Consider the following 22138-nt stretch of genomic DNA (forward strand, 5'->3'; position numbering starts at 1 on the left):
CAAGGAGTTCTGCACATGCCCCAGCCCGTAGCGCTTGTCACCGGTGCGTCCACCGGGATCGGCTTTGCCACCGCGAAGAAGCTCGCCGCGGCCGGCTTCACCGTCTATGCCGGTGCCCGCCGGGTGGAGAAGATGGAGCCGTTGAAAGCCTCCGGCGTCAAGGTGATGGCCCTGGACGTGACGGATGAGGACTCGATGGGCGCCGCCGTCGGGGAAGTGCTGGCCGCGCACGGCCGGATCGACGTCCTGGTCAACAACGCCGGCTACGGGACGTACGGTTCGCTCGAGGAGGTGGAGCTGGCCGAGGGGCGACGGCAGTTCGACGTGAACGTCTTCGGGCTGGCGCGCATGACGCAGCTCGTGATCCCCGCCATGCGGGCCGCGCGGGCGGGCCGGATCATCAACATCTCATCGATCGGCGGCAAAATGTACGAGCCGCTGGGCGCCTGGTACCACGCGACGAAGTTTGCGGTGGAAGGCCTGAGTGATTCGCTGCGGCTCGAGCTTAAGCCGCACGGGATTGATGTGGCCATCATCGAGCCCGCCGGGACGCAGTCCGAGTGGGGCGCCATTGCGGCGCAGGGGCTGCTGGCCAGCTCCGGGAGTGGCCCGTACGGGGCCCAGGCCAAGGTGGTGGCGGCTGCCATGGCCACCACGGACAACGCTGCAACGTCGGCGCGGCCGGAGCTCGCGGCCGAGGCGATCCTGCACGCGGCGACGGCACGGCGCCCCAAGACCCGGTACCCGGTGGGTGCCAGCGCCCGGGGGATCCTGATGCTGCGCCACCTGCTGCCGGACCGTGTGTTCGACGCCGTCCTGTGGAACATCTACAAGCGGTTCCCCGGGTAGGACCGCCCAGATCCGGTATTGGGTCTAGATGTGGTAATCGATCAGGTATTCGGCCGGGTCGACGGCGGGCTTGGTCTCGCGCTGCGCATCGCGGTGACGCCACGTAGCCGGCACGCCGGTGACGATTGATTCCGCCGGGGCATCCTTGACCACCACGGCGTTGGCGCCGACGGCGCTGTCCCGGCCGATAGTAATGGGGCCCAGGATCTTGGCCCCGGCGCCGATCACCACGCGGTCCTCGATGGTGGGGTGGCGTTTGATCTTGGCCAGCGAGCGGCCGCCGAGGGTCACGCCGTGGTAGATCATGACGTCCTCGCCGATCTCGGCGGTCTCGCCGATGACCACGCCCATGCCGTGGTCGATGAAGAAGCGCCGGCCGATGGTCGCGCCGGGGTGGATCTCGATGCCCGTGAGGAACCGGGCGAGCTGGGAGATGAGCCGCGCCGGGAACCGCAGGGCCGGGTTTTGCCACAGCCGGTGCGTCAGGCGGTGGAACCAGATCGCGTGCAGGCCGGAATAGGCGAAGAAGTTCTCAAAAGAACCTCGAGCCGCCGGGTCGTGGGACCGGGCGGCGTCGAGGTCTTCCTTCAGTCTTGCGAAGAAGCTCACAAAGACCTTTCTGGGGAATTGTGGGACAGCGGCAGGTACTTAGCCGCGGATGTCGTCGTACAGCACGGTGGAGATGTAGCGCTCACCAAAGTCGCAAACCACAGCAACAATGAGTTTACCGGCGTTCTCCGGGCGCTTGGCTAGCTCCAGGGCCGCCCAGACGATGGCGCCGGAGGAGATGCCGCCCAGGATGCCTTCCTTGATGCCGAGATCGCGGGCGACGCGGACGGAATCTTCCAGCGTGGCGTCGATGACCTCGTCGTAGACGTTGGTGTCCAGGATTTCCGGGACGAAGTTCGCGCCGAGGCCCTGGATCTTGTGCGGGCCCGGGGCGCCGCCGTTGAGGATGGCGGAGTCCTTCGGCTCAACGGCGACGATCTGGACGTCCGGCTTGCGTTCCTTCAGGACCTGCCCGACGCCGGTGACGGTGCCGCCGGTGCCGACGCCGGCGACGAAGATGTCCACCTTGCCGTCGGTGTCCGTCCAGATTTCCTCGGCCGTGGTGCGGCGGTGGACCTCCGGGTTGGCCTCGTTGGCGAACTGCTGGGCCCAGATGGAGTTCTCCGTGTTGGCCACGATCTCCTGGGCCTTCTCCACGGCTCCGCGCATGCCCTCGGAGCCGGGGGTCAGGACAATTTCGGCACCGTACGCGCGCAGCATGACCCGGCGCTCGGTGGACATGGTTTCCGGCATGGTCAGGATGACCCTGTAGCCGCGGGCCGCGCCCACCATGGCCAGGGCGATTCCGGTGTTGCCGGACGTGCCTTCGACAATGGTGCCGCCGGGCCTGAGGGCACCGGACTTCTCGGCAGCATCAATGATGGCGACGCCGATCCGGTCCTTGACGCTGTTGGCCGGGTTGTAGAACTCCAGCTTGACGGCCACGGTGGCGTCAAGACCTTCGGTCAGCCGGTTCAGCCGGACCAGCGGAGTTCCGCCCACCAGCTGGGTTACATCGTCATAGATCGGTGCCATGTATGTATGCCTGTCTTTGAAGAGGGTTGACTGAGGTCAGCCTAACGAGCGCCTGCAGGCCCTAGCTAAGCATTAAGCCATGCAGAGTAATATTTCCTCGCCTTGGCCAGCTTCGGGTTGATGATGACCTGGCAGTAGCCCTCCTCGGGGTACTTGGCGAAGAAGTCCTGGTGGATTTCCTCGGCCACATGGAACTTCGGCAGCCGGCTGACCTCGGTGACGATCGGGTGCCGCCACAGGGCCTGGTTCCGTTCGATCGCCTCCTCGAACAGGATCTTTTCCTCGGTGGTCTCGTAGAACATCGAGGACCGGTACTGGGTCCCGACGTCGTAGCCCTGCCGGTTCAGTGTGGTGGGGTCGTGGAGGACGAAGAACATGTCCAGGATGACCTCCGCGGGAATGACGTCCTCGTCGAACGTCACCGCCACCACCTCGGCATGGCCTGTGGTCCCGGAGCACACAGAGTAGTAGTCGGGGTTGTGTTCATGGCCTCCGGTGTAGCCCGAGACGACCGAGCTGACGCCCTTGGTTTTCTGGTAGACGGCGTCGAGGCACCAAAAGCAGCCTCCGCCGAGGACAAAAGTTCTCATGATCTCTTCAATGGTTCGAGGGCCCCGATGATTCCCCACCCACCTTACGAGAGTGTTACGAGTGACAGTGCCGCCCGCGGATAGGGTAAAAATGGGGGTATGGAACCTGTGAACACCGATGTTTCAGCGGAATCCGACCGCGCTGCTGCCGCCGTCGACGGCGATGCCGGCACAGGGGAGGCCTCGGGCGCCGCGACGCTGGGCATGATCCAGCTGGCGGTGGAGGAGCTCTGGCCTGAATCGCTGGCCGAGGACTGGGACGAGGTGGGCCTCGTGGCGGGCCACCCGAACGCCGAGGTGCACAGGGTCATGTTCGCGGTCGATCCGACGACCGATGTGATCGAGGAAGCCATCGACTTCGGTGCCGAGCTGCTGATCACGCACCATCCGCTGCTGCTCAAAGGCGTGACGTCCGTCGCGGCGAACACGGCCAAGGGCAAAGCCGTGCACCGCCTCATCGAGTCCAGGACCGCGCTGATGACCGTGCACACCAACGGTGACTCCGCCGTCGGGGGCGTCTCCGACGTCCTTGCTGACGCGCTGGGCCTGCAGAACGTGGCCCCGCTGACTCCCGCGGCGAACGGTCTCCCCGAGGAAGGCATCGGCCGCGTCGGCGACCTCGAAGAGGTCCTGACGCTGGGTGATTTCGCCGCCCGCGTGTTCGGCATCCTGCCCTCTGTGGCCGGCGGCGTCCGGGTATCGGGTGACCGGGACGGGCTGATCCGGCGGGTGGCTGTCTGCGGTGGCGCCGGGGATTCCCTCTTCGGCGAGGTGCGGGCGAGCAACGCGGACGTCTACGTGACGGCGGACCTGAGGCACCACCCGGCCTCGGAAGCCCGGGAGGCGGCGGTCAACGACCGGCCGTACCTGATCGACGTCTCCCACTTCGCCAGCGAATGGCTCTGGCTGCCTGCGGCCGCCGAAGCGCTGGGCAATGTGCTCGCCGACCAGGGCCACGACGTCGAGATCCGGGTCAGTACCACCAACAGCGACCCGTGGGACTTCATTCTGACTCCGGGCGGGGACTAGAGTCTAGGGAGCGCCGATACGGTGCCCGGCTTCGGCCGGTTTGGATTTAGCGGAGGTAAATAGTGGCCAAGGCAGCACCGGCGGAACAGTTGAAGTTGCTCGAATTGCAGGGACTCGATGCCAAGCTCAAGTCCTTGTCCAACCGCCGACGAAGCCTTGAAAGTGACTCCCGGATCACCGACCTGGAAGCCGCGCTCAGCGTGGCCAACGGTGAACTTGGCGCCGCGAAGGTGGCCGTCCACGACGCCGAGCTCGAGCTCAAGCGCTCAGAGGCCGACGTCGAGCAGGTTGCCTCCCGGATCGAACGCGACGAGGCGCGGCTCAACAGCGGCACCGGCCTGTCCAAGGATCTCGTTGCCCTGCAGCGCGACCTCGTCTCCCTGAACAAGCGCCGCTCGGACCTCGAGGACGTCGAGCTCGAAGTCCTCGAACGGCTCGACTCGCTCCGCGCCCGCCAGGGGGCACAGCAGCAGATCGTGGACGACATCCAGGGCTCCTTCGGCTCCATCCGTGCCGAGCTGGACGGGCAGCTGGCCGAGATTGCTGCCGAAGCCACTGTGGTGCGCGGGCGGCGTGCCGAGTTCGCCGCCGGACTCGACGCCGGGATGCTTGCCGTCTACGAGAAGACCCTGGCCAAGCGCGGCGTCGGCGCTGCCCGGCTCTTCCACGGCACCTCGGAAGGCTCCGGCATGCACCTCAGCCCCGGCGACCTGGCCGAGATCAAGGCCGCGGCTGAGGACGACATCGTGTTCTGCCCGGACTCCGGCTGCATCCTGGTCCGCTCGGCCGAGTGGGCCTAGCCGGTTCCTAGCCCGGCAGGATGATGTTGAGGGTGTGCGGCTTCCGGGCCGTGCCCTCAACGAGTTCGGCAACCCACTTCTCCGCCGCCGCCTTCTGCAGCTGCGCCGGGGTTTGGGGAGCCTTGCCCCTGCGGCTGAGCAAATGCCGTGCCAGCTCGCCCCGGGTGTGCTTGGCAAAGTGGCTGACCACCTTGCGCACGCCGGCGGTCTCGGTGAAGACGTTCACGGCCACTGTCTGCTCCGGCGGGGGAGTCCAGGCCGCGGCGTAGGTGCTGGACCGGCAGTCCACTAACAGCTCACCCGCAGTGACCGCCGCCAGGGCGTCGCCCAGTTGCGGCTTCCAGAACGAGGCCAGCCGTCCGACGTCGGGCAGCGAGATCCCCATCGAGAGGCGGTAGGCCGGTACGCGGTCGGCGAAGCGGATGGCGCCCCACAGGGCGGACACCACCAGCACCGAAGCGTCGGCCTTCTTCCGCTGCGCCGGGGTCAGGGAGTCGTAGCCGAGGGCGTCGAAGAGCACCCCGGAATACACCTGGTGGGCCGGGGCGGCAGGTTCCGCGTGCAGGCGGGTGTTGCGTTCGACGTCGGAACTCAGCGAGGCGCCGACGCCCAGCAGCGCCAGGGCGTCCTCGTGGGCGCTGACGGTGCCGAGGGCGTCCAGGACCCTGGCCCGGGAGCTGTTGAGGGCGGGAAAGCTCAAGGCGCTCCAGTCGGCGGCGTCCCCGCCCACAGCGGGAGTCTTGCCCTCGGAGGGCGGCAGCAGAATTAGCACCGTACGATCTTACCGGCGGCGGGGGCCGCGGGTGCCGCAGTCCGGGGCCGGCGGCGGAGGGTTCAGGCGAGGTGGTAGCCCAGAAATGACAGCACCTCGGGCAGGACGGACCGCCAGTAGCTGTAGTCGTGGCCGCCCGGCCGGAAACTCCCCTCGACATCGCCCGGCAGTCCTGCGCGGTAGGCACGGACCGTGGCGGCAAGCTCGTCCCCGGTGCCGCAATCAATCCGCATGGGCACGGCCGCGAGTCGGGGCCGGAGCGCGAACACATCATGGGCCGCGAAGTCGGCCGGGCCGTCGAAAGCGGATTCCTGTCGTGGGTCGTAGTGGTCCCAGACCGCCGGGCTCATGGCCGCGACGGCGCGGACTCCGGGCAGCCGGCCCTGCGAGGCCAGCAGGAGGGCGCCGAAGCCTCCCATAGAGATGCCGAAGAGGCCGATCCTGCCAAGGTCGTAGCCCTGGCCGCCCAGGAACGGAACAAACTCCTTCACCAGCAACGACTGGGTGTCGCTGCCGTCGGCGCGGGGGTGCCACCACGTGTTTCCGCCGTCCACCGCAGCGATCGCGAACGGCGCCCCACCGGCGTCCAGGTGCCCCTGGAGGGCCTCATGGGCCGCCATATCCTCCAGCAGGACGGTGTGGCTGCCGCCCAGTCCGTGAAGAAACACCGCCACGGGCAATTCGGGCGGCACGCCGCCGGGCGGCAATTCGGGTGCAGCCAGCGACCAATGGCTGGCGATCCCGGGGCGGAAAGCCGAGACGAATGAACCTGTTCTGGTCCGGACTGTCAACGGGGCGGCGGGAGCCGGCAGAGCTGTCGCCGTCGGGCTTGCCGGCGCGGGCGGGGAGCTCTCGGGAGGCGCTATGCCGTCAGTGCAGGCTGTGAGGGCGGACGCGCCAAGGCCGATTCCTGCCAGCTCAAGCAGCCGGCGCCGGGTCAGGGCAGACTTGTCCATCCCTCGATAATAGGCGCGCCGGTAATAGGCGCGCCGGTCCGGGCGTTACGCGGCCTTGATCGGTGACGCCGGTGATTCCGCCGGCGTCGCTGCGGGTGCAGCCGCCGACATCGCTGTCCGGGCCACATGGTCCTCGCGGGCCAGGAAGGCGGCCAGTTCGGCGATGGTGCTCATCAGGGGCGCCGGGAAGACGACGGTTGAGTTCTTGTCCACCCCGATCTCCACGAGGGACTGGAGATTCCGCAGCTGCAGGGCGACCGGGTGGGCCATCATGGTGTCAGATGCCGCGCCGAGCGCCACGGCGGCGATCGCCTCTCCTTCGGCCGCGATGATCTTGGCCCGCTTCTCCCGCTCGGCCTCCGCCTGCCGGGCCATCGCCCGCTTCATGCTCTCCGGAAGCTGGATGTCCTTGAGTTCAACGAGGGTTACTTCGACACCCCACTCCAGGGTCAGGGCGTCCAGGATTTTCCGGATGTCACTGTTGATGTGCTCGGTCTCGGACAGCGTCTGGTCCAAGCTGTGCCGGCCCACGACCTTGCGCAGGGTGGTCTGGGCGATCTGGTTGATAGCCGCCGCCACGTCTTCGATCGCCACAACGGACTTCACGGCGTCGATCACCCGGTAATAGGCCACTGCCGAGATGTCGACGCTGACGTTGTCCTGGGTGATGATGCCCTGCGACTGGATCGGCATCGTCACAATCCGCAGGCTCACCAGCTGAAGCCGGTCCACCACCGGGATGATGAACCGCAACCCGGGCATCCGGACCGCGACCACCCGGCCCAGCCGGAACAGGACGCCTAGTTCGTACTGGCGCACAATCTTGATCGACATCTTGGCGATAACAACCACCAGGACGATGGCGAGCAGCCAGATGATGATGGCGGTCCAGTTCATCGGGATCTTTTCCTTGACTAGCAGGAATCCTGCTCCAATTCTCCCACCGGCCGCCCCAAAAGACCCGGTGCGGCTGCGTCGTGGGGAGAACGTAGAATGGACAGCGGATGGGTTGACCAGGCGGCCGCGCGTCACGCAAGTGGCTCGAGGAACGTCCGGGCTCCGCAGAGCAGGGTGGTGGGTAACGCCCACTCGGGGTAACCCGCAGGCCAGTGCCACAGAGAACAGACCGCCTGCGTGCGGCGTGTGCTTGCACAGGCCGCACGGCAGGTAAGGGTGAAACGGTGGTGTAAGAGACCACCAGCTTCCCGGGTGACCGGGAAGGCTAGGTAAACCCCACCCGGAGCAAGGCCAGACAGGACACGTTTGAGGGCTGCTCGCCCGAGTGTTCGGGTAGGCCGCTGGAGGGCGTCGGCAACGGCGTCCGTAGATGGATGGCCGCTACTCCCTCGCCGGCAACAGCGCGGGAACACAGAACCCGGCGTATCGGTCAACCCATCCACCAAAACCGCCGGGTTACCCTGTCCTGCCCGGAGCGGGATTCGGCCCTCACAGGGTGCCGGCCGGGGGGCGCGTGCCTGCACGGTTGCAAGCTTGGGAAAACCTTGAGGCATGCTTGACATCATCCCGGCGAGCCCCGACACTTCAATGAACGCTTCAGGTGACGGTGCATGCGATGGTTGAGGAGTCATAGTGCCGGATGACGCAGCATACGACTATGTCATCGCCGGTGGTGGCACAGGCGGCAGCGTCCTGGCCGGGAGATTAAGTGAAGACCCAGCAGTTCGCGTGCTGCTGCTTGAGGCGGGCCGGTCCGACCGCCATCCTTTCATCCACATGCCCGCGGGCTTCCCGAGACTAAAGGGAGGCCCGTACCAGTGGGATTACAACAGCGTCCCGCAAAAGTACAGCAACGGCCGCAGCATCCCGCTCCCTCAAGGCCGCGTGCTCGGCGGCGGAGGGTCCATCAACTCCCAGGTCTTCACCCGGGGCGTGGCTGAGGACTACGACGGTTGGGTCGCGGACTACGGATGCGAGGGCTGGTCCGCCGCCGAGGTGTCCAAGTATTTCGTCCGCTCGGAGTCAAACTCCAGACTTTCAGGGCCCCACCACGGAACTCAAGGGCCTCTGGGCGTCTCTGACCCCCGGCGACCGCACACGCTCTCGGCGGCATTCGTGCAGGCGGGCCAGGAGTTCGGGCTACCCTACAACAACGATTTCAACGGCGCAAAGCAGCTCGGCGTCGGCTTCTACCAGACCACCACCAGGAACGGCCGACGGTGCAGTGCAGCCGTTGCCTATCTAAAACCCGCGCGCCAGCGGCCCAATCTTACGGTTCGAGTCAACGTAACCGTCTCAAAGGTGGTCATCAATAATGGCCGCGCCGTCGGCATCCAGGCCATCGAAGGCGGAGTGGAACGAACCTACGGCGCACGGCGTGAGGTGATCGTCGCCAGTGGCGCCTTCGGATCTCCGAAGTTGCTGCAGCTTTCGGGCATTGGAGACCCGGCAGACCTTGCTGCCGCCGGCATCGACGTTCTCCATGCGCTGCCGGGCGTCGGGAAGAACCTGCAGGACCACCTGGACTTGGACATCATCTACGAACTCACCGACGACCACAGCCTGGACCGGTTCAATCGCGTGCGCCCGGCGACCGTCATGGCCGGCCTCGAGTACCTGGCCTTCCGCTCGGGACCGTTCGCGTCCAACCTTGTCGAGGCCGGTGGCTTCAGCTACGCCAACACGAATGAGAAGACCCCTGACCTGCAGTTCCACTTCCTGCCAGCGGCGAGGTCGGAGCCGGGCATAGCGTCGCTGCGGCCCGGGTTCGGGGCGACGCTGAACTCGTACTTCCTGCGCCCACGCAGTCGCGGGACAGTTCGCGTCGAGTCCTCAGATCCCAGAAGGACACCGCTCATCGATCCGAATTTCCTCGCGGATGACTATGACCTGGAGATGACGATTGCCGGCGTGCGGCAGAGCCGCCAGATCATGGAGCAGCCGTCGATGGCAGCGTTCATCAAGGCGGAGCACATCGGTGACGGCTCAAGGGTCAAAACCCGTGACGAGTATGTGAATTTCGTGCGCTCCTACGGACGGACCTCCTACCATCCGGTCGGCACCTGTGCGATGGGAACCTCCGATGATTCCGTCGTCTCGCCGCGGCTGAAGGTCCATGGTCTTGAGGGATTGCGCGTGGTTGACTCCTCGATCATGCCCCGCCTGATCAGTGCCAACACCCAGGCGCCCACGATCATGATCGCGGAAAAAGCTGTGGACATGATCCTCGAGGACGCAGGCAGGGCGACACCCGGCGTCGGTGGATTCGCCGGTTCCTGCAGCGTCCCAGACGGTGTGTGAGTCATTTCACGCGCAACAAGGCACCTCACCCTGCCGGGCCGCCCGTAGAATTGATGGTGAACGTAGAAGTTCTGCCGCCGGGTCTGCGTTCGCAGCCGGCGGATTTTTCTTTGCGCTCGATGAGGCGCCCGGGGTGGACCGAATCCCCGCCGGTGCCCGGTACCGGACACCCTCCGGCGGCCGACTTCCCCCTACGAGGACGTAGGGGGTGGATTCTAGGAAGGTAGTTCTGTGAGCCAGACGTCAGATTCTTGTCTTGATACGTGGATGGGCCGTGAGGCGCTCGCCGAGGCCATGATCCCTGTGATCGGCCGGCTGTACCGCGAGAACAACGTGGTGACCTCCATCCACGGACGCAGCCTGATCAACAAGTCCACTATGAATATCCTCAAGGCCCACCGCTTCGCCCGCCGGATGAGCAAGGAAGAACTGCGCCTCGAGGAGACGGCCCCGCTGTTGGAGGCCCTGACCAAGCTGGACCTCGGCGCAGCGGCCATTGATATTGCCCGCCTCACCGAGAAGTACCGCGCCGAGGGCGACGGCGCCAGCCTGGATGCCTTCCTCCGCGAGGAACTCGCCGAGGTTGTCGGCAAGCGCGGCGGCGACGACCGCACCAGCACCGACGTCGTCCTCTACGGCTTCGGCCGCATCGGCCGGCTCCTGGCCCGGCTCCTGATCGAAAAGGCAGGCGGCGGCCACGGCCTGCGCCTGCGCGCCATTGTGGTCCGCCGCGGTTCCGATAACGACCTTGCCAAACGCGCGAGCCTGCTGCGCCGCGACTCCGTCCACGGCTCTTTCGAAGGCACCATCAAGGTGGACCTCGAAAACGACACCATCACAGCCAACGGCGTCCAGATCCAGGTCATCTACTCGGACAACCCTTCCACGGTGGACTACACCGCCTACGGCATCCACGACGCGCTCGTCGTGGACAACACGGGCCGCTGGCGCGACGCCGAAGGCCTGTCCCAGCACCTGTTGAGCAAGGGCGTCGCTCGCGTTCTCCTCACCGCCCCGGGCAAGGGCGAACTGAAGAACATCGTGCACGGCATCAACCACGGCACTATCGCCGACTCGGACACGATCGTTTCGGCGGCCTCCTGCACCACCAACGCCATCACCCCGGTGCTCAAGGCGATCAACGACCGCTACGGCGTGGTGCACGGGCACGTGGAGACAGTCCACTCCTTCACCAACGACCAGAACCTGATTGACAACTTCCACAAGGGTGACCGCCGTGGACGCTCTGCCGCGCTGAACATGGTGATCACCGAGACTGGTGCCGCCAAGGCCGTCGCCAAGGCGCTGCCGGAACTGCTCGGCAAGCTCACGGGCAGCTCCATCCGCGTCCCCACCCCGGACGTGTCGCTGGCCATCCTGAACCTGAACCTGGACAACGGCACCACCAAGGACGAAGTCAACGACTACCTGCGGGAAATGTCGCTGCACTCCGAGCTGCGCAAGCAGATCGACTACATCGATTCGCCCGAGGTTGTCTCCACGGACTTCGTCGGCTCGCGCCGGGCAGGCATCGTTGACGGCTTGGCCACCATCTCCAACGACAAGAACCTCGTCCTGTACGTCTGGTACGACAACGAGTTCGGCTACAGCTGCCAGGTGGTCCGCGTCATGGAGGAAATGGCCGGGGTCAACCCGCCGTCCTTCCCCGCCAAGGACGCCGCCTCCATCCTCGAGGCCGCCGGGCTGCCCGTAGAGGTCTAGTCCGCGGGGCCAAAGGTCCCTGACCGGGACATGTTCCTCCTTTCCCGGCCGATGCACTGGAATCGGCCGGGAAAGGGCACCACAATGGTGCCATGGAACAGAACCCGGCTCTTGAACACGAGACCACCCTGGAACACGCGCTGGACGTCGCACGGGGCAACGCGAAGGAAGCGAAGCGGCTGCTGGACGACGCCATCGTCAAACGCGGGGCCGGTGAAGTCAACGACGACCGGGTGAGCCAGCTCCAGGACCTGCTGGATCTGGCCAACGAAGACTTGAAACGGGTCACGCGGGACCAATAGCCCCGGCGTTCCGCCACCCGTCCCCAACACTGTGGACAACCTCCCGGGTGTCTGAGCGCCCGGGTAGGCTCAGGGCGTGCAGCCAGAACGCCGCCAGCGGCCGCCCTCATGACCGTCACCTGGACGGAATTTCGCAACGCCCGGCGCCGCTCCCGCCAGGCGTGGGTTCTTCTGGCCGCAGCCGGACTGGCCCTCCTCGGCACCGTGGTCTGGTTCTTCACGGCCGGCCAGTTTGCCGTCGCGGAGCCGCAGACCCCGGGCCCCAGCGAGGCCCCCGTGCTTGCCGGCGGGTGGATGTACGCGGTGGACCCAGTCCGGGCCGTGCCGGAAGGAAGCGCCGCCGGCGCGCTCGACACCCTTGCGGTCAAGGGCCGGTCGGCGAAGGACAACTATGACCGCGGCGCCTTCGGCCAGGCCTGGCTCGACGTCGACCGCAACGGCTGCGATACGCGCAACGACATCCTCCGCCGGGACTTGGAAGCCGCCGAATTCGTCAGCGGCTCCCGGTGCCAGGTGGCCGGCGGCACGTTCCAGGAACCCTACACCGGCCGCATGATCGCGTTCCGGCGCGGCGCCGAGACCAGCGCAGCGGTGCAGATCGACCACGTCGTGGCGCTGGGCGACGCGTGGCAAAAGGGCGCCCAGCAGCTCACCGCGCAGCAGCGCGAACACCTGGCCAACGATCCCCTCAACCTGATCGCCGTCGACGGTCCCGCCAACCAGGACAAAAGCGCCTCGGACGCCGCCACCTGGCTGCCGCCCAACAAGGCTTTCCGCTGCCACTACGTGGCCCGCCAGATTTCCGTCAAGGCCGCCTACCGGTTATGGGTCACGCCCGCGGAGAAGGAGGCGATGAAACGGATCCTCGCCTCGTGCCCAGGGCAGCAGACAATCGTTGCGCGGTGACGGCACTATGTCCTGTCCCGTCCTTTCGTGCATGTCGCAGGGATTCAGTGGCCCAAGCATAGGATCCGCCCCTCGCCGCTTCCGGGCTGGAGGACCCTTGCTGCCGTTCTGCTGCCCGGCGAGAATGGGCGCGGGACAAACCTCGCGCCGGAATACTGGAACGGAAACCATGGCACATCGCACGGACGATTCTGGCAAGGGGCACTCCGGTCACAGGAAGGGCTCCGCACGGCGGCGGGCTCGGCTCGACGTCGGAATCTACGAGGCCGAACTTCTCCGGCTCCAGGCAGAACTGGTTGCCCTGCAGGAGTGGGTCCGGAGCACCGGGGCGCGGGTTCTGGTTATCTTTGAGGGGCGGGACGCCGCCGGCAAGGGAAGCGCTATCAAGCGGGTCACCGAGTACCTGAATCCGCGGTTTGCCCGGATAGTAGCGTTGCCGGCGCCGACGGAGCGCGAACGCGGTGAATGGTACTTCCAGCGCTATGTGCCGCATCTCCCCGCCGCCGGGGAAATAGTCCTGATGGACCGCTCCTGGTACAACCGCGCCGGCGTCGAACACGTTATGGGCTTTTGCACCCCGGCGGAGCACAAACGCTTTATGGCGCAGTGCCCGGTCTTTGAACGGCTCCTCATTCAGGACGGCATTCTGCTCTTCAAGTACTGGTTCTCGATCAGCCATGCGGAACAGGAGCGGCGGTTCAAATCCCGTCTGGATGATCCCATGCGGCAATGGAAGCTCTCACCGATGGACCGGGAGGCAATCTTGCGGTGGGAAGACTACTCGCGGGCCAAGGATGACATGTTCATGCAGACGGACACTGCGGAATCACCGTGGTATGTCGTGGAAGCCGAGGACAAACGCCGGGCCAGGATCAACCTCATCGCCCACCTACTCGCCAGCATCGATTACAGCGAAGTACGGACAGAGCTGGTGACTTTGCCGGAGCGGCCGAAGGCCGTCAACTACACGCGCCCGCCGCGGGAGCTATTCCGCTATGTCCCGGACTTCGCGGCAAGCCTGGAAAAACCGGCCGAGGACTGAGCGCAATTGACTTCCTCAGTAGACTGCAGCATGGACATTGTGCGATACATAACGCCGCTGCTTGGCGCCTGGCAGGGACAAAACCGCTCGCGGATCATGCCCACGGACGACTACAAGGACTCGGCGGCCACCGCCACTGTCACAGTGACGGCCGCGCACTTCGCGAGCGTCGCCTACACGTGGTCAGACGGCGAGAGCCCACAGGAAGGCCTGTTGCTCCTGGCCGGCGGAGCGTCCGACGCGGAGCCCGCCACTGCGGTGTGGGTGGACTCCTGGCACACGGGCAAGGCACTGATGCAGTTCTCGGGGACCGTGGACGGGGACGGTGTCCTGCGGCTCAGCGGCTCCTTCGCGGCGCCGACCGGCCCGGACTGGGGCTGGCAGATCCACATCCACCCGGGGGAGGGCCAGGGCGCACGCATCACCATGCACAACGTCGTCCCAGGTGAAGTCCCCTATCAGGTGGTGGAGTTGGTACTCGAACGGTAGGGTACCGGCATGGACATCATCCTCGTACCCGGATTCTGGTTGGACGCCTCGTCGTGGGAGGACGTCACCCCGCCGCTCACCGCTGCCGGGCATAAGGTCTACCCGCTGACACTGCCGGGCCTTGAATCTGCCGATGCGCCGCGCGCCGGGATCGGCCTGCGCACCCACATCGACGCCGTCGTGGCGAAGATCGATACCTTCGACGCGCCCGTGGCCTTGGTGGGCCACTCCGGCGGAGGGGCGATCATCCACGGCGCCGTCGATGCCCGCCCGGACCGGGTGGCCCGGGCAATTTACGTGGACAGCGGACCGCTCGCCGACGGTGGTCTCATCAATGACGAACTCCCGGCCGACGGCGACGACGTGCCCCTGCCGCCGTGGGAGCTCTTCGAGGATGCGGACCTCTCCGACTTGACCGGGGACCTGCGTGCCATGTTCCGCGCCCGCGCCATCCCGCAGCCTCGCGGCGTGGCCCAGGACCGGCAGGAGCTCAAGGACGAACGCCGTTTCGAGGTCCCGGCCACCGTCATCGCCTGCGAATTCCCGTCCTCGACGCTGAGGGAAATGATTGCCGGGGGCCACCCGTACGTGGCGGAGCTCGCACGGATCCGCGACGTCGACTACGTGGACCTGCCCACCGGCCACTGGCCGCAGTTCACCAAGCCGGCCGAGCTCGGCGCCGCCCTCCTGGCCGCCGTCGACCGCACTTCGGGGAGCTAGCCGGCCGGGTCGCCCAGTCCGGCGGGAAATTCGTCAGTGGCCGAACGGGTCCGGGTCCACGCCCGGCATCCAGGTCAGGCCCGGAACGCCCCAGCCGCTGCGCTTGGCCTGCTTCATGGCCTTGCGCGAATAGCGGTCGATCAGCCGGTTCACGTAGAGCTTGCCGTCGAGGTGGTCGTACTCGTGCTGGATGACCCGGGCGAACCAGCCGGTTGCCTCGAATTCCACCGGCTTCCCGTTACCGTCGAAGCCCTGGACCCTGGCCCACTCTGCCCGCTTGAGCGGATACTGGCCGCCCGGGAAGGACAGGCAGCCTTCCTCTTCCTCGTCGGGGTCCGGCAGCGCGCCGGAAATCTTGGAAAGCGTCAGGACAGGATTGACCACGACGCCGGTGGGCGGGGCGCCGTCGTCGTTGTCGTACTTGTACACGAAGAGCCGACTGCCGACCCCCACCTGGGGAGCGGCCAGCCCGACGCCGTTGGCGGCGTCGTTGGTCTCGAACATGTCGGCGATCAGGGTGCGGAGCTCGTCGTCGAAGACTTCGACTTCCGCGGCCCGGCGGTGCAGCACGGGCTCGCCCCAGATCGTAATGGGCAGGACGGTCATGTCAGGGGGTTCCTCGGGTGCTGTTGGAGACGCGGCGTCTCAGCCGGCAATGGTGCGGCCGACGACGTCGCGCATGATTTCGTTGGTGCCGCCGAAAATCGTCAGCAGCCGGGCGGCGAGGTAGGCCTGGGCCACCGGGTATTCCAGGATGTAGCCGTAACCGCCATGCAGCTGCAGGCAGCGGTCCGTAACGGACTTGGCGCGCTCGGACGCCCACAGTTTGGCGCGGGCAGCGGACGCGGCGTCGAGTTCCCCCGCGTTGAAGGCGAGGATGGCCTGGTCCACGTACGTTTCGGTGACCTCGACCTCCGTCAGGATGTCCGCGAGTTCGAAGCGGCTGTTCTGGAAATCGATGACCCGCTCGCCAAACGCGTTGCGGTCCTTCGTGTAGCGGACGGTCGCCTCGTAAATGGCGCGCACGACGGCGGAGCTGGCCACGGCGATCGCCAGACGGCCCTGGGGGAGCTGTTCGGCCGCGTACTGCAGGCCCTTGCCTTCCTCGCCCACCAGATCGGCGTGCGGGACGCGGACGTTGTCGAAGAACAATTCGGCCGTGTCGGAGGCTTTGAGGCCCATCTTGTCCAGCTGTTTACCGGTGTTGTAGCCCTCGCCCTTCTGGACCATGAACAGCGAGAACGAGTCGTGGTTTCCGCGTCCGGTGCCACCGTCGGTGCGGGCCAGGACCAGGGAGGCGTCACCGGAGATGCCGTTGCCGATAAACGTCTTCTGGCCACTGATGAGCCAGTCGTCGCCGTCGCGGACGGCCTTGGTGCGGATGCCGCGCAGGTCGGAGCCGGCCCCCGGTTCGGTCCAGGCGACCGAGGTGACCTTGTCGCCGGAGACCATTCCCGGCAGCCAGCGGGCTTTGAGATCATCGGAGCCGTAGGCCAGCAGATGGGGGAGGACCATGTCGTCGTGGAGGTGGAACGCCAGGCCGACCGCGAGGTGGTTGCTCTTGGCGAATTCTTCGTCGAGCACTGCCCGGAACCGGTAGTCGGACATCCCCATGCCGCCGAACTCTTCCGGCACGGCGAGGCCCAGCAGGCCCTGCTCGCCGGCCGCCGACCACAGTTCCCGGGACATCATGTGGTCCTCGTCCCACTGCGCGTAGTGCGGGGCAATCGCGCGCACGTTGAACTCGGCGGCCATCTCACGGAACATCTCGTGGTCTTCTTCAAAGAGCTTGCGCTTCACTGCGTTTCCTTCCAATGACAGATCCCGGGACAACTGCGCCGTACGGTCAAAAACTCGGTACAGACAACAAAGGCCGCACCGGATATCCGGTGCGGCCTTTGGAAAAGGTCGGACAATCACTGCCGTCCTTCATGAGGGTGAGCGACGGGGGTTGAACCCGCGACCTCCTGGACCACAACCAGGCGCTCTGCCAACTGAGCTACGCCCACCATGTGCCGTATCGCGCCCTCCGGCGAACCGGCTGGCTGGAAAGGCAACGACAAATAGCTTACCTGTTGTTTGGGGGTGGTTTTGCCACTTTTGCGATTTTCACCAAAATTTCCGCGAAACGTGGCGCAGATTACATTCCTGCGCCACGTTTCGCGGCGGTGCCGGCGGTTGGTTTCCGTCAGTGTGCCGCTACTGCGCCGGATTGGCGGCGGCTGCCTCGCCGTCCATGACGCGTTTGGCGATCCGCTGCGCCGTGGCACTGTCCGGGCCCGGCGCCGGGACAAACACGGCCTCGCGGTAATACCGGAGTTCGTCAATCGAGTCCTTGATGTCGCCGAGGGCCCGGTGCCCGCCCAGCTTGGCGGGGGACTGGAAGTAGGCCCGGGCAAACCAGCGGCGGGAGAGTTCCTTGATGGTGCTCACATCGATGACCCGGTAGTGCAGGTGCTCCACCACTTCGGGCATATCGCGGACCAGGAACACGCGGTCGGTGCCCACGGAGTTGCCGCCGAGCGGGGCCTTCCGGGGGGCCGGCACCCATTTCTTGATGTAGTCGAGCACCGCTGCCTGCGCTTCGGCCATGGTCTTGCCGTGCGGGAGCTCCTCAAGAAGACCGGACCGGGTGTGCATGTCGCGGACAAAGTCGTTCATCTGGGCCAGCGCGGCGTCGTCAGGCTTGATCACGACGTCGACGCCGTCACCCAGGATGTTGAGCTCCGAATCTGTCACCAGGGCGGCCACCTCGATGAGGGCGTCATTCTTGGTGTCCAGGCCGGTCATTTCGCAGTCAATCCAGACGATGCGTTCGTTAGTAATAGGCACCCGCCCAGCCTACCGTTCCGACGCCACAGAGCCGTCCGGTGCTAGGATTTCGGATACGCGGCCGTCGAATTATTTCGTCAACCGATTTCTTCAACGCGGCGCCCCGGGCCGGACAATGCGGCTAGCTGTGGGCGGAAATATGGCCCACAACAGATTGGACGATCCTGACATGACGGCGCCTGTGCCTGCGGCGGGGGGAACGGCTGCCGGTACGTCCCGCACGTCCACGTCCCGCCCCTCTGCGTCCGGCCGGTCTGCGCTCGGCCCGGCTGAGCTCACCCCATTGGGGGACGGTGCCGTTGGCGACGTCGACAACCCCCGGTCCCCAATCCTTGCCGGGTTCCTGGGATCGCTGTTCATGACGATCGGTTCGATGGGTGTCGGCTGGCTCGCCCCCGCGTCCGAGCTCCGCCGTGTTCCGCTGTTCATCTGGATGCGCACCGAGGCCCTTGGCGTCGCCCTGTCCATTGTCCTGCTGGCCTTCGGCGGGATGCTGCTGGTCCGCGCCTGGCTGCGGCTCGGCCAGCGCGTCCGGGTCTGGGGAGCCGGCGCCCGCAAAGCCACGCTCCAGGCGACGGTGGCCTGGGGCCTGCCGCTGATGTTCTCCGTCCCGCTGTTCAGCCGCGACGTCTACGCGTATATCGGCCAGGGCCGGCTCATGGTGGAAGGCTTCAACCCCTACGAAAACGGCATCTCTGCGCTGTCGAACTACTTCCAGCTGGGCGCCGACAGGATGTGGACCGAGGCCCCCGTCCCGTACGGCCAGCTGTTCCTGTGGATCGAACAGTTCGTGGTCTGGGCCACCAATGTGCACCCCGAAGGCAGCATCATGCTGTTCCGGCTGGCCGCACTCGTGGGCGTCGTCCTCTGCGTGATCTACGTGCCAAAACTGGCCGAGCTGCACGGCGTGAACCCGAACCGGGCCCTGTGGCTGACGGCAGCCAACCCGCTCTTCCTCACCAACTTCATCGCCAGCGTCCACAACGACGCCCTCATGATCGGCCTTGCCCTGGCCGGCCTGTATTACTGCGCCACCCGCCGGGTCATCCTTGGCATCGTGCTGGTCACGCTGTCCATCTCGGTCAAGCCGATCACGGTCGTCTTCCTGCCGTTCATCGGCCTGCTCTGGGCTGGCAAGGGCGCCAGCTGGCCGCGCAAGTTCGTCTTCTGGGCCCTCACGGCCGGCATCAGCCTGGCCCTGCTGTACCTCATGAGCCGGGTCAACGGCTTCGGTTTCGGCTGGATCAACGGGCTGTCCGCGCCGGGCAGCATCTGGATCTGGTACGCGCCCGTTGGCCTGGTGGGCCTGATCGTGGCCTCCATCTCCAACGCCTTCGGGCTCGACGGCTGGGGACTGGCCAAGTGGGTGTTCGACGCCGGCAAGCTGCTCGCCGTCGGGATCGTGGCCTGGCAGATCTTCCGCGGTGACTACGACCGGCTGATGCGCCGGCTCACCCTGGCGTTCGCCGCCGTCGTGCTCCTGTCCCCGATGATCCAGTCCTGGTACATCGTCTGGCTCATCCCGCTCTTTGCCGTCACCGGCATCCGAGATGACTGGCAGGTCAAGGCGCTCTACTTCATCGTGTCCTTCTTCATGGTGTACGCGATCTCGGACCAGCTGGACGTCTTCCCGTACCTGCAGACCGCGGACCTCGGCCTGGCCCTGGCGCTGGCCCGCAACGCCGCCGCGATCATCGCCCTGCTGTTTGCCCTGTACCTGATCTTCCTGGACCCGAAGACCAAGCTGCTGTTCAGCAAGTCGGACGAGCCGGTCACCACGCGCCCGATCATCTAGGCCGGCAGGTTCCTGAGCGCTTCCTTGCGGGAAAGCGGGCTGAGATCGTCCCAGTGCCGCTGCACGAAGGCCCGCACCCAGGCCGGATCCGTCCTGGCGTACTGGCGCAGCGCCCACCCGATGGCCTTGCGGATGAAGAACTCCGGATCATCGAGGTTGGCCTCGATTACTGCGGCCAGGAGGGCCGTGTCAGTGGCCGCCTTCGCCCCCAGCTGCGCCGTAATGGAGGCCCTCCGGACCCAGAAGTCGTCGTCCCTGCTCCAGCGCCCCAGCACCGGCGTCAGCTCTGCCCGGTGCGCCTGCAACAGCGTGCCCAGCCGGTGCGCCACCCCGTCCACCAGGTCCCACCAGGCTCCGGTGCGGATGATTTCCTCGTACAGCGCCAGCATGCTCAGTTCCCCGGCGGCGAGTTTGAGCCCCGTGAGCTCGATCGCGGCATAACGTTCCTCACGGCAGCTGGCGCTCCGCCACAGCGCGAGCACGGTGGACTGCAGCTCCGCCAGGCCGCCCGGCGGATGGGCCGCCGCCTCGGCTCGGACGATCCTGCGGACCTCGGGAACGCGCACGCCCAGTGAGGGCATCTGCGATTTCATATAAGCCTGCGCCCCCGCGGCGCGGCCAGGATCGGCCACCGCCTGCAGCCGGCCGCGGATCGCGTCAATCAGTTCAGTGGTGACCATGAGGCCACTGTAGACATCCTGCGGCGGGCTCTAGAGTTGAACCCAGCAAGCCGCGGCTCCGCGTCGGAAGGAAACCCATGTCCATGATTAAGAGTCCTGAAGAGATCGCACTGATGCGCGAGGCCGGCCGGGTCGTCGCCAACACGCTGGGGCGGGTCCGGGAGGCCGCCGCCGTCGGCGTCTCGCTCAAGGAACTGGACGAGGTCGCCGCGGCGTCCATCGCCGACGCCGGCGCCACGCCGGCGTTCCTGAACTACCGGCCGCGGTGGGCGTCAGTGCCGTTTCCCGGGGTCATCTGCGCGTCCGTCAACGACGCCGTGGTGCACGGCATCCCCAACGAGTACCGGCTGCAGGACGGGGACCTGCTGAGCGTGGACTGCGGCGCGTTCCTGGACGGCTGGTGCGGCGATGCCGCCGTCAGCTTCATTGTGGGGACCCCGGACCCGGTGGACCAGGCCCTCATCGACGCCACCGACGCCGCCCTGGCCCGGGGGATCGAAGCGGCAAGGATCGGGAACAAGATGGGGGACCTCGCCTACGCGATCGGCGGGGCAGCGCGGCGGGCCGGCTACGGGCTGCTTGCCGATCACGGCGGCCACGGGATCGGCCGGACCATGCACGCCGAGCCGCACGTGCCCAACGACGGGCGTCCCGGCCGCGGCATCAAACTGACCGAGGGCCTGGTCATCGCCATCGAGCCGATGCTGATTCTCGGCCGCAAGGACGACTATTACCATGACGACGACGAATGGACCCTCCGCTCGGCGAACGGTCGCCGCGCCGCGCACAGCGAGCACACCGTGGCCATCACCGCGGACGGGCCTGTGATCCTTACGCTGCCCTAGGGCTAGGGCTAGGGCTAGGGCTAGGGCTAGGGCTGGGGCCTGGGACCGCGGCGGGCTCCAGTCGGGGGTGCGGCCAGGCGCACGACGGCGCGTCCCGGCACCGCGTCGCTGACGACTGTGAAACCGGCCGCCAGGAAAAGCCCCAAGGTGCCGTGATAGAGGTCTGCCGGGCCCGCCTTGGGCCGTCGCGCGGGATCAACCGGATAGCCCTCCACCACGGTGGCGCCGTGCGCGAAGGCGTGCTCGACGGCGGCTGCCAGCAGCGCCCCCGCCACACCGCGCCGGCGCTGGCCGGGGGAGACGACGAAACAACTGACTGACCACACCGGGTTCCCGCCGGGATCCCGGGCCACGTCAGGGGCCGACGTCAGGACCTTCGAGCGCAGGATCCTTGGATAGCACCCGCGGGGCTCGACGGCGCACCAGCCCACTGGATGCCCGTCGCGGAAGGCCAGGACACCGGGCGCCGGCTGGCCGCCGTCGAACTTGTCCCTCAACTGGCTCTTGCGGTCCTCCGGCGTCGACGCGGACCACTCGCTGCCGGTCACGGCGAAGAACCGGCACCAGCAGCGTGACGGTTCGCCGCGGACGCCAAAAAGACGCTCGACGTCGGGCCAGTCCGCCGCGGCGGTGGTAATGGCTGGCTGGCTCCGGGGGTCTGCTTCGCCCATGGATAGAGGGTAGCGCCTGGCGGCTTTAGCGCGTGCGCGTGCCCGGGCCGGCCTGTCGGCGGACACGATGCGCGGCGAGCCGCAGTTGAATGATGCGGGCCGCTCCGGCGATCGCGACCAGCACGCCGCCGCCGACGGCCGCGATGAACAAGGCAACGCCGAGCGGAACCGACCCCTCGAGGCCAAAGAACTTCACCTGCACATATTCCTGGTTCTGCAGGATGAAGGCGATGAGCACGATCAGCACCACCAGCGCACTGGCAACCGCGGCCCAGACCATTCCCGCGCGGGTGACC

The 22138-nt window shown here is 66.7% G+C and carries 24 protein-coding genes, 1 tRNA gene and 1 other RNA gene; 13 read left to right on the plus strand and 13 right to left on the minus strand.

The features are described from left to right. Positions 1-15: 15 nt before the first annotated feature. Positions 16-849 (plus strand): oxidoreductase, encoded by an 834-nt coding sequence (locus tag LQV16_RS13790; RefSeq protein WP_229994475.1) that lies wholly within the window; start codon positions 16-18, stop codon positions 847-849. A 24-nt stretch (positions 850-873) separates the two neighbouring features. On the opposite strand, the gene epsC is transcribed toward LQV16_RS13790, so the two are convergent. The 3 genes from epsC to msrA all read right to left on the minus strand — a co-directional run bounded on the left by epsC (position 874) and on the right by msrA (position 3023). Beyond that, complete coding sequence (gene epsC / locus LQV16_RS13795) at positions 874-1458, minus strand: serine O-acetyltransferase EpsC (RefSeq protein WP_229994476.1); 585 nt, start codon at positions 1456-1458, stop codon at positions 874-876. 39 nt (positions 1459-1497) lie between these two features. Beyond that, on the minus strand, positions 1498-2433 hold the full coding sequence (gene cysK, locus LQV16_RS13800) for a cysteine synthase A (RefSeq protein ID WP_229994477.1): 936 nt from the start codon (positions 2431-2433) through the stop codon (positions 1498-1500). 65 nt (positions 2434-2498) lie between these two features. After that, positions 2499-3023, minus strand: coding sequence for a peptide-methionine (S)-S-oxide reductase MsrA (msrA, locus tag LQV16_RS13805; protein WP_229994478.1), 525 nt, complete (start codon positions 3021-3023; stop codon positions 2499-2501). 99 nt (positions 3024-3122) lie between these two features. Between msrA and LQV16_RS13810 the strand changes: the two genes are divergently transcribed. Both LQV16_RS13810 and LQV16_RS13815 read left to right on the plus strand, forming a co-directional pair. Further along, positions 3123-4052: a Nif3-like dinuclear metal center hexameric protein gene (locus LQV16_RS13810; protein WP_229994479.1), complete on the plus strand. Its 930-nt coding sequence runs from the start codon at positions 3123-3125 to the stop codon at positions 4050-4052. Positions 4053-4114: 62 nt separating this feature from the next. Further along, a complete protein-coding gene (locus LQV16_RS13815) occupies positions 4115-4852 on the plus strand; it encodes a C4-type zinc ribbon domain-containing protein (protein WP_229994480.1) in 738 nt (245 codons plus the stop codon). A 7-nt stretch (positions 4853-4859) separates the two neighbouring features. Here the strand turns inward: LQV16_RS13815 and LQV16_RS13820 are convergent, their stop codons facing one another. The 3 genes from LQV16_RS13820 to LQV16_RS13830 all read right to left on the minus strand — a co-directional run bounded on the left by LQV16_RS13820 (position 4860) and on the right by LQV16_RS13830 (position 7477). Beyond that, positions 4860-5624, minus strand: a complete 765-nt coding sequence (locus LQV16_RS13820; RefSeq protein ID WP_229994481.1) for a peroxide stress protein YaaA — start codon at positions 5622-5624, stop codon at positions 4860-4862. 62 nt (positions 5625-5686) lie between these two features. Further along, positions 5687-6580, minus strand: coding sequence for an alpha/beta hydrolase-fold protein (locus LQV16_RS13825; protein ID WP_229994482.1), 894 nt, complete (start codon positions 6578-6580; stop codon positions 5687-5689). Positions 6581-6625: 45 nt separating this feature from the next. Next, a complete protein-coding gene (locus tag LQV16_RS13830) occupies positions 6626-7477 on the minus strand; it encodes an SPFH domain-containing protein (RefSeq protein ID WP_229994483.1) in 852 nt (283 codons plus the stop codon). Positions 7478-7585: 108 nt separating this feature from the next. Here LQV16_RS13830 and rnpB point away from each other — a divergent pair. The 8 genes from rnpB to LQV16_RS13870 all read left to right on the plus strand — a co-directional run bounded on the left by rnpB (position 7586) and on the right by LQV16_RS13870 (position 15019). Continuing rightward, positions 7586-7979: RNase P RNA component class A (gene rnpB / locus LQV16_RS13835), an RNA gene on the plus strand. A 191-nt stretch (positions 7980-8170) separates the two neighbouring features. After that, a complete protein-coding gene (locus tag LQV16_RS13840) occupies positions 8171-9838 on the plus strand; it encodes a GMC family oxidoreductase N-terminal domain-containing protein (RefSeq protein ID WP_229994484.1) in 1668 nt (555 codons plus the stop codon). Between the two features lie 231 nt (positions 9839-10069). Then, a complete protein-coding gene (locus LQV16_RS13845; RefSeq protein ID WP_290369375.1) occupies positions 10070-11560 on the plus strand; it encodes a glyceraldehyde-3-phosphate dehydrogenase in 1491 nt (496 codons plus the stop codon). 92 nt (positions 11561-11652) lie between these two features. Further along, positions 11653-11862, plus strand: coding sequence for a hypothetical protein (locus tag LQV16_RS13850; protein ID WP_229994485.1), 210 nt, complete (start codon positions 11653-11655; stop codon positions 11860-11862). A gap of 108 nt (positions 11863-11970) precedes the next feature. Then, positions 11971-12768 carry an HNH endonuclease family protein gene (locus tag LQV16_RS13855; protein ID WP_229994486.1) on the plus strand — a complete coding sequence of 266 codons (798 nt, stop codon included), beginning with the start codon at positions 11971-11973 and terminating at the stop codon, positions 12766-12768. A 169-nt stretch (positions 12769-12937) separates the two neighbouring features. Next, positions 12938-13810 (plus strand): polyphosphate kinase 2, encoded by an 873-nt coding sequence (gene ppk2, locus LQV16_RS13860; protein ID WP_229994487.1) that lies wholly within the window; start codon positions 12938-12940, stop codon positions 13808-13810. Between the two features lie 30 nt (positions 13811-13840). Further along, complete coding sequence (locus tag LQV16_RS13865; protein WP_229994488.1) at positions 13841-14299, plus strand: DUF1579 family protein; 459 nt, start codon at positions 13841-13843, stop codon at positions 14297-14299. A gap of 9 nt (positions 14300-14308) precedes the next feature. Beyond that, entirely contained in the window at positions 14309-15019 is a 711-nt protein-coding gene (locus LQV16_RS13870) for an alpha/beta hydrolase (RefSeq protein WP_229994489.1), read from the plus strand. Between the two features lie 33 nt (positions 15020-15052). On the opposite strand, the gene def is transcribed toward LQV16_RS13870, so the two are convergent. The 4 genes from def to orn all read right to left on the minus strand — a co-directional run bounded on the left by def (position 15053) and on the right by orn (position 17851). Then, positions 15053-15625, minus strand: coding sequence for a peptide deformylase (gene def / locus LQV16_RS13875; protein WP_229994490.1), 573 nt, complete (start codon positions 15623-15625; stop codon positions 15053-15055). 39 nt (positions 15626-15664) lie between these two features. Then, positions 15665-16819: an acyl-CoA dehydrogenase family protein gene (locus LQV16_RS13880; protein ID WP_229994491.1), complete on the minus strand. Its 1155-nt coding sequence runs from the start codon at positions 16817-16819 to the stop codon at positions 15665-15667. Between the two features lie 136 nt (positions 16820-16955). Beyond that, positions 16956-17028 (minus strand) — tRNA-His (locus LQV16_RS13885). 190 nt (positions 17029-17218) lie between these two features. Then, entirely contained in the window at positions 17219-17851 is a 633-nt protein-coding gene (orn, locus tag LQV16_RS13890) for an oligoribonuclease (protein WP_290369376.1), read from the minus strand. A gap of 169 nt (positions 17852-18020) precedes the next feature. Here orn and mptB point away from each other — a divergent pair, with 169 nt between their 5' ends. Then, positions 18021-19646 (plus strand): polyprenol phosphomannose-dependent alpha 1,6 mannosyltransferase MptB, encoded by a 1626-nt coding sequence (gene mptB, locus LQV16_RS13895; RefSeq protein WP_229994492.1) that lies wholly within the window; start codon positions 18021-18023, stop codon positions 19644-19646. On the opposite strand, the gene LQV16_RS13900 is transcribed toward mptB, so the two are convergent. Then, on the minus strand, positions 19643-20326 hold the full coding sequence (locus LQV16_RS13900) for a DNA alkylation repair protein (protein ID WP_229994493.1): 684 nt from the start codon (positions 20324-20326) through the stop codon (positions 19643-19645). The genes mptB and LQV16_RS13900 overlap by 4 nt on opposite strands. A gap of 77 nt (positions 20327-20403) precedes the next feature. On the opposite strand from LQV16_RS13900, the gene map reads away from it, so the two are divergent. Next, positions 20404-21171, plus strand: coding sequence for a type I methionyl aminopeptidase (gene map, locus LQV16_RS13905; protein WP_229994494.1), 768 nt, complete (start codon positions 20404-20406; stop codon positions 21169-21171). A 26-nt stretch (positions 21172-21197) separates the two neighbouring features. Here the strand turns inward: map and LQV16_RS13910 are convergent, their stop codons facing one another. Together LQV16_RS13910 and LQV16_RS13915 are read right to left on the minus strand one after the other, a co-directional pair. Further along, the gene (locus tag LQV16_RS13910; RefSeq protein ID WP_229994495.1) at positions 21198-21842 is read right to left on the minus strand and encodes a GNAT family N-acetyltransferase; all 645 of its coding nucleotides are present in this window, start codon (positions 21840-21842) and stop codon (positions 21198-21200) included. Between the two features lie 25 nt (positions 21843-21867). Next, positions 21868-22138 (minus strand): lipopolysaccharide assembly protein LapA domain-containing protein (locus LQV16_RS13915; RefSeq protein ID WP_229994496.1); only part of this gene is annotated, 271 nt, incomplete at its 5' end.

The sequence above is a fragment of the Arthrobacter sp. Bi26 genome, assembly GCF_918697925.1.
Taxonomy (GTDB): Bacteria; Actinomycetota; Actinomycetes; order Actinomycetales; family Micrococcaceae; genus Arthrobacter.

Bases quoted from the DNA above. Each gene is read 5' to 3' on its own strand.
- mptB (WP_229994492.1), top strand. From the start codon at position 18,021: ATGACGGCGCCTGTGCCTGCGGCGGGGGGAACGGCTGCCGGTACGTCC.
- LQV16_RS13870 (WP_229994489.1), top strand. From the start codon at position 14,309: ATGGACATCATCCTCGTACCCGGATTCTGGTTGGACGCCTCGTCGTGG.
- LQV16_RS13830 (WP_229994483.1), bottom strand. From the start codon at position 7,477: ATGAACTGGACCGCCATCATCATCTGGCTGCTCGCCATCGTCCTGGTG.
- LQV16_RS13825 (WP_229994482.1), bottom strand. From the start codon at position 6,580: ATGGACAAGTCTGCCCTGACCCGGCGCCGGCTGCTTGAGCTGGCAGGA.
- msrA (WP_229994478.1), bottom strand. From the start codon at position 3,023: ATGAGAACTTTTGTCCTCGGCGGAGGCTGCTTTTGGTGCCTCGACGCC.
- def (WP_229994490.1), bottom strand. From the start codon at position 15,625: ATGACCGTCCTGCCCATTACGATCTGGGGCGAGCCCGTGCTGCACCGC.
- cysK (WP_229994477.1), bottom strand. From the start codon at position 2,433: ATGGCACCGATCTATGACGATGTAACCCAGCTGGTGGGCGGAACTCCG.
- LQV16_RS13910 (WP_229994495.1), bottom strand. From the start codon at position 21,842: ATGGGCGAAGCAGACCCCCGGAGCCAGCCAGCCATTACCACCGCCGCG.
- LQV16_RS13810 (WP_229994479.1), top strand. From the start codon at position 3,123: ATGGAACCTGTGAACACCGATGTTTCAGCGGAATCCGACCGCGCTGCT.
- LQV16_RS13855 (WP_229994486.1), top strand. From the start codon at position 11,971: ATGACCGTCACCTGGACGGAATTTCGCAACGCCCGGCGCCGCTCCCGC.
- LQV16_RS13850 (WP_229994485.1), top strand. From the start codon at position 11,653: ATGGAACAGAACCCGGCTCTTGAACACGAGACCACCCTGGAACACGCG.
- LQV16_RS13900 (WP_229994493.1), bottom strand. From the start codon at position 20,326: ATGGTCACCACTGAACTGATTGACGCGATCCGCGGCCGGCTGCAGGCG.
- LQV16_RS13790 (WP_229994475.1), top strand. From the start codon at position 16: ATGCCCCAGCCCGTAGCGCTTGTCACCGGTGCGTCCACCGGGATCGGC.
- ppk2 (WP_229994487.1), top strand. From the start codon at position 12,938: ATGGCACATCGCACGGACGATTCTGGCAAGGGGCACTCCGGTCACAGG.
- map (WP_229994494.1), top strand. From the start codon at position 20,404: ATGTCCATGATTAAGAGTCCTGAAGAGATCGCACTGATGCGCGAGGCC.
- LQV16_RS13865 (WP_229994488.1), top strand. From the start codon at position 13,841: ATGGACATTGTGCGATACATAACGCCGCTGCTTGGCGCCTGGCAGGGA.